This window comes from Mycobacterium sp. 1465703.0, from assembly GCF_001672975.1.
Lineage (GTDB): Bacteria > Actinomycetota > Actinomycetes > Mycobacteriales > Mycobacteriaceae > Mycobacterium.
In genome coordinates, this window is the sequence record NZ_LZKU01000157.1 from 1 (window position 1) to 5,375 (window position 5,375).

Here is a 5,375-nt window from a genome sequence, read left to right on the forward strand (position 1 = left end):
GGCGGTGATTATGGCCAGTCGCGCCGGGGCGGGGCGCGGTCATGTGCTGGCGTTGCACACCGTTGTTGATGATGGTGGCCACGGGGCGGCGCGGTGGGGTGTGGGTTTTTAGTGGCTGAGGCGCGGTGGGTGGGTGAGTGACGGCGGGTGAGTTGGTGGGTGTGGGCGTGCTGTGCCACGGCGGGTGCGGTGTGCTCGCCCAGGGTGTGTTCGGCTTGGGCGAGGTCGTGTTGGGCTTTGTCGCGGGCAGCAGGGGTGCTGGCGGTGTCGCGGGCCGCGATAGCGTCGCTGAATTTGACGACCTGTCGGGCGATGCCGTCGTGGGCGGTTCGGGTTCGCAGATTTTTCGGGGACAAAAACTCTTCGTAGCTTCCGGGGGTGCCGCCCTCGTCGCGGTTGGGACCTCGCCCGCCGCGGCTGGCGCGGCCTCGTGCCTGCTCGAGGGGGCTGTGGCCGTATTCGGGGCCGCCGTCGAGTTTGACTGCGGTGCCGCCCATGGCCCTGGATTCGGCGGTGGGGCTGGGGTCGATGCCTCGGGTGTCGTTTTTGTTGCCGAAATGCAGGCTGCCCGGCGCGCCCCACGCGGCGGTGTCGGCTTTGGCCAGTTCTTCAGCGGCCGCGCCGTTGCCGTGTTCATCCCACCACCGGGCGTCGCGCACGGTGTAGTTGAGCCGCAGATTGGCATCGGTGGGGACCTGTAGCCCACGCTGGGCGGCCATCGCCCGGGCGCGTTCCTCGGTGATTTGATCGGTCCAGTCCACCAAACCCTTTTCGTGGTCGTGCTTGTCGCGCCAGCCGGTCAACGACAGCGGCTCGTGGTCGTGGCCGACCCGCACGTCATCGCCGCGAATATTGCGGTTGTCAAAAGACACCACCCACTGGGGGCGACCCGTTGCCCTGACCCCGACGGCGGCGCCGTGGTGTTCGATCAACTCGATACCGGCATCATCGATGATGCGCTCGGCCATGCCCCGCAGTTTGGCGTCCTCGCTGGGGTAGATCCGCGGTTCATGGCGCTGCAACTTTGACGCGTAGTACGGTTTGACCTCCGAGACCAAAATGCCGTGTCGGTCATAGAGTTCGCCGCCGCCAAGCTTGGCCGTGCCCGACCATCCCGACGTGGCGGCCAGCAGAGTGCTGCCGATGAGCTGGTCGACCGACACGTGCAGCGACTCGTCGGGTAAATCGGCCTTGACCGGCACCCCGGCCACAAGATCGAGGAACTTGCCCACCCCTTGCAGCCGGGTCTCGGTCTGCTTTTCGCGATCCGACATCAACTTGTCGTTGGTATTCGAGGCGATCAGCGCGACCTTGCGCGGGCTGTGGGGATCCTCACCAGCAACGGTGATCCAGTCGCTGTTTCGGCCCAGGCCCCATTTCGCCAGCGCCGCATCCACATACAACTTGGCCTCAGGGTCCCCCGCGTCGATCCGAGCCCCGGGCACTCGGTTGAGAAACTCACGCGCGTCATCAGTGAGCCTGGCATCCCAGGTCCCCATGGTGTTGGCCGCTCTGCCGAAATGGCCAGCGTCGAGCCCGAGCTTTTCCGCGGCGTTCACCCGGTCCAGCACCCGCTGAAGGTGCTCCACCTCATGCGCGGGCGCATCTTGGCTACCGCCGGGCGACAACACCGCTTGCTCCCCGTCGAGCAGCGTGTCGATCTCGTCGACCACGTGACGACCCGCGGGGAACGGATTAAACCGCTCCGCCAGTCCGTACCGTTGTGCCGCATCGTTGAGCACGGTCGTGACAACGTCGATCGGCGGCTGCTCGTTGAGCTGGTGACGCAGCGCCGCGATCTCTGCCGACGGTGCGCCTGCGTGTCCGAGGCGCTCGAGTATCGAACGCATCGCGTGCAGGGTGCGGAACTCGTAATCCTGGGCGGTACCGGCAAACACCCGGGCGCGCCCAGCGACCGGCTCGGGTAAGTCTCCCTCGTCGGCCATGCGCAATGCGTCCACCGGCAACAACGCCCCACCACCGGTGAGTTTGTTGACCATATCGACCATTTCCGAGCGCAGCTGATCACTGCTGGTCCAAAAATGAACACTGCCGTGCTCGAGCGCCTCGAACACGATCTTGACCCCCGAGATCAAGGTCTTGCCCTCACCGGTCTTGACGTCGGCCGCCCCCAGCATCCACGCGTCCCACTGCGTCTCGCGCAGATCCATGCCCGTGGTGCGCCGCACCCATTCCGGCAAGATCGTGATCCGTTCGATGGTGTCACCGTTAACTAGCCTGTCGCGCAACTGTTCATCGCTGACACGCTCGGCCACCACATCCGGTGAGCGCCACACCACCTCGTCATAGATCGCCGCCACTTCCCGCGCCGCTGCCACGGCCGCCTCACGCTTGCGAGCCGCATCACCTAACGCCCCACGATCAGTCAGCCCCGCGTCGTGAGCCCGTCGATCTGCCACACCCGCGCGGTGCAATACCTCCAAACGCTGGCCCACCACTTCCCGCCCGACCGATTCGAACTCCTCGCGCGCCACCCCATAGGCCGCGCGCGCCTTGTTCAGCTGGCCCTGGCGCAACTCGACCTTGGCCGCCAATGCGTGGTTGCCCATCTCCACACGCAGATCGTCGGCCCGCCTGGCCACGACCGACTCCACATCGCGGACCGCCGTATCGGGCCGCTGCGCCGCCCACTCATCGCGCGCGGCGCGCGCGGCCGCCAGCTCGCCGTGATGATCACCCGGGGCCGCGCGCAACAACGCCTCGTACCGGATCATCTCCTGACGCCACCGCTCTGCGCTTTCGTCGATCTCGGTTCGCAACCGATCCAGGCGCTCCTGTCCCGGCTCAGGTCCCCCCGACTCCTCGTCGTAGGCGTGCGAGGCCTTCAGCCACCCCTCGCGCTGCCGATCAACGGCGTCGCGCGCATCAGCAATACGCTCCTGCCAGCGCCCCCCCACTTTGGCCGCGAACTCATCGACCGCTCGTTGATGGGCCTGCTGGGCCCGCTCGAACGTTGCCCGCGCCCCCGTGACCGCCTCACGTGAGGCGTGCACACGCTGCCCCGTGTGCGCCCACACCTGTTGAGCGTCAGCGTTTTCGGCCGCGATCGCGTCCAGTGCTCGGGCCTGCTGCCCCGCGTGGTGCTCATCGACCCCGTCTGTGACCACTTCCCGATGGATCCCCACAGCGTTCTCAACGGGCCCCGCGTGCCCATCCACAACCGCGTGTGGGCCCCCGGGTGCCCGCACCCCGGCCCCTTCCGAGGTTGAAATCCGCTGCGCACCGGCACCATCCGAACCCGCTGACTCCCGGGCTGATCCGCGCCGATGCGCTGGGCTAACCGTTTCACCACGCTCGGTCGGCTCAGCCCTGCCCCGCCCCGCAGGCGACGACACCGACCGATCCGAGCCGACACCGCGCGCTGGCACATCGGAGGCCGCCCCGCGCCCCCGACTATCCCGCATGTGGGCGGCGTCCTTATCGCGTTGGAGATCACTGGGTCGGTCGGCTACGTCGCGACCGCCGCTGGAATCGGTTGTCTCGACGGGTAATTCCGGTCGAGGCGGCGCATCGTCGGCGGTGCGCACCAAGGGCTCAGCCGTCACCACCTCAAGTGGATCCGGGCGCGGCGGTGGTGTCGAGGACTCGTCGGTGGTTGCAATATCCGGTAATGGATGTGGGGGGTTTGAGTCGGCTTGGTTCGTCCCTGGTGGCACCATCGGGCCGCGGGCATTGGTGAGCGTCGCGTCGGGATGCGGCTCAGCTGTGACCGGATCGGGCGTAACGACACCGCCGTGGGGGCTGCGGTTCGAGTCGATCTGCGCGATGCCGGGGGAGCCCTGAACGCTGTGTGGTCCAGCGCCATTCGCGGTGCGCGTCACGGTCGACTGTGGTGGCATTGGCGATCCGCGCCCCGCAGCCGATGCTCCCGTGGCGGGCTGGTTGCCTACGGTACCGTTACCCGACAACAGATTTGCGTTGGACGCCGACGAACCGCCACGCGGACTCGAGGCAGCGCCCGCAGGCGCGCCGTTGCTGTTGACTGCGTCCGGCCGGGTCCCGCCGGCATCCTCGCCCACCGCAGCCGGACCGTTACCGACGTTTGGTCCCGTGTTGGGCGGCTCAGACCCGTTCGAGGTATTAGGCGGTGCAGACGCGGTGGAGGTATTCGGCGGTGCAGACCCGTTCGCGGTATTGGGCGCCGGCGACACATCCTTGTTGTAGGACGGTGGCGACGCATCCGCGTTGTAGGGCGGCGCGGGCTCGACGCCGTTCTCCGGGTCCGCTAACGGTAGCTTTTTCTTTTTCAAACCATCTTTGTCGCCACCGAGATCGATGGCTAGCCGACGTGTCGGATCCCCGGTAGGCGCACCGTGTTTGGACAGCGCATCCCCGGCGATCCCGGGCAACGCGTTACCCCCGGCCCCACCAAAAATCTCCTTAGCACTCAACCCGCCCCCAGTCGGCAACGAACCCGCCACATTGCCCACCACCCCCGACGTGTAATGAATCACCGCACCATCGACCGCCTTGGTCAGGATCGTTTTGGCCTCCCCCAACCCGAACTTGACCGCACCGTGAGCCCACGCCGAACCCACACCACCCACCGCCCCGCCGAGCAGACTCTTCCCAATCTGGCTCCAGTTCAACGAATCACGATGACCCGCGTCCACCTGGCCCTGCTCGATCCCAAACTCCTCTACAAACCCCAACCCACCACCCACCGCCGCCCCACCAGCAGCCTTGAGCGCCAACGACTTGCCCAATCGCCACAACCCGGTCTCGGTCAACATCTCCTCGATCAAGGTGTCGATGCGCTGCACCAACTCCTGGGCAAACCTGCGGATGGCCTGGATGGTGAACAACTCCACCAGCGCCATCTGTCCCAGCACCGCCAAACCGAACGCCCACGCCAAATACATGTAGTACATGAGCTCAGCCGCCGCGATATTCAACGTGACGATGATGTTGAGTTTCGTGGACTGAATCTCCGTGCCGGTGTCGCGCGCGGACTTCCCCAATGCCGACATCGCCGCCACCAGATTGTCCATCGAATTATCGCCAGAGAATTCCTGCGCAAAATCCGCCTTCGCCGCATCAGCGGTCTGCCCCGAAAACGTCGCCAACGCCTCTTGCTGCACCCGCTCCAAATCCGGGATCAACGCGTTCAACTGGTTCGCGGCATCATTCCAAACCTCCGCCAAATGCCACATGGCATCCTCGTCACCAGCCGGCCACTCCGACCCGGCCAAATAAGCAACCCACCGCAAATTGGCCGGAATTTGAAGAGTCACAAGCGACTACCGCCGCAAGAGTCACACATCATCCACCCAATTATCGAGCCCAGCACACGCCCAAACCGGCCCAAAACGTCACTAGCCGTTTTGCTCAAAGTCACTCGCCGCGCTCGACAG

At 65.9% G+C, this 5,375-nt stretch carries 1 protein-coding gene; it reads right to left on the reverse strand.

The annotated features are described in order from the left end of the window. Nucleotides 1-8: 8 nt before the first annotated feature. Nucleotides 9-5,255: a hypothetical protein gene (locus tag A5625_RS13560; RefSeq protein ID WP_066994282.1), complete on the reverse strand. Its 5,247-nt coding sequence runs from the start codon at nt 5,253-5,255 to the stop codon at nt 9-11. Nucleotides 5,256-5,375: the final 120 nt, after the last annotated feature.